The organism is Treponema socranskii subsp. socranskii VPI DR56BR1116 = ATCC 35536, from assembly GCF_000468115.1.
Classification (GTDB): domain Bacteria; phylum Spirochaetota; class Spirochaetia; order Treponematales; family Treponemataceae; genus Treponema_D; species Treponema_D socranskii.
Window position 1 is genome coordinate 1 of record NZ_AVQI01000026.1, and the last position, 1,438, is coordinate 1,438.

Genomic DNA, 1,438 nt, shown 5'->3' on the forward strand with positions numbered 1-1,438 from the left:
GCAACACCTGACAACCCCGCAACGCACAACGTTGATTTTTGGACGGTAAGCGCGGGCGCCTTTGAAGAAGGAACCGGAACAATCGGCAGCACGAGCGCAAAACTAAAGGTAGCGCAGCCGGTAACCGTAACGGTAAAGTTCAAACTTACAAGCGCACCGCCGACAAAGGTTAACGTAACTTTCGGTGTAAGCGGCACGGGCGGCACGCTCAAGGCGGAAGTTGAGGGCGTCAAAATCATCTCGCCTGCGCAAGTGGAAAAAAGCAAAACCGTTGTCTTTACCGCAGAGGCCGCTCTCGGCTACGCGGTGGAAAAATGGACGGACGGCGGCACGGACATCGCGGGAGAAACGAACGCAACATACAATCACACGGTAACGGCGAACGCCGACATCGCCGTGCACTTTAAAACCGCCCCCGTTGACGTGTACGTTACGGGAACACGCGATAACAAACCCTACGTATGGAAAAACGGCGTGCCCACGCAATTGAGCGCGCACGAAGCTGCTCCCGACGATGTATGTCCGTATGCAGTGCGCTCCCGGGGAAAGGACGTATACATTGCAGGCAAGGAAAAAAACTACGGCATTGCCAGGCCGCTCGTATGGAAAAAGGACGGCAGCCTGCACTGGATCGGCAATAACCGGTGGAGCTCTGCCTATGACATCGCCTTTTATAAGGGAAAAACCCTTGTTGCAGGGAAAACGTATGACGGCACCGATAGCGGTGCAAGCATTACCGACATCAGCGACCCCGGCAACCCTGCCGTAACCTTTTTGTATAAAGTAACGTCCTCGACAGACTATGCGGAAGCCTGCGCACTGTGCACAAGTACCGATACGCTATACGCGGCAGGCTATAAACGGCAAGGTTCCACCGAAAAAGCGTTTTTGTGGACACTTCCTGACGGCGGTACGATGCGCGAAACGGAATTGGGACCCCAAGGAGAGGCTGACTATTCTTATGACGTGTGTACGGCGGGGGCTTCGGTCTATGTTGCAGCAGGCAATTTGTGGAAGGTAGAAGGCGGAACCGTTACCCCGATTAGCGTTTCCGGCACCAAGGGAGTCTATGCCCTGTGTGTGCACGACGGCACCGTCTATGCCGCAGGATGGACGAACGCCAGCAGAGCCGCTGTATGGAAAATCGAAGGGACAAGCGCTTCGCTGTATAAAGAGCTTTCAACCGTTTCTGGCGGAGTGTATGCGCTGTGCGCTGCCGGAGGCGACCTGTATGCCGCAGGTTTTTATCTGGACACCGACTACAAGAACAAACCCGTGTGGTGGCACATTGCAGCAGACGGTACCGTTACCGAGAACAAACTCGGTACCGAAAAAGGCGAAGCGCGCGGCATTTGCGTTACGGCGCAGGAGTAATGGGTGATAATTGAACACCGCCCAAACCTCCGGTTTGGGGATTCCAAAGGAGTATCCCCTTTAG

At 54.9% G+C, this 1,438-nt stretch carries 1 protein-coding gene; it reads left to right on the plus strand.

The annotated features are described in order from the left end of the window. Positions 1 to 1,374 (plus strand): hypothetical protein (locus HMPREF0860_RS13905; RefSeq protein WP_021495523.1); only part of this gene is annotated, 1,374 nt, incomplete at its 5' end. Between the last annotated feature and the right edge of the window lie 64 nt (positions 1,375 to 1,438).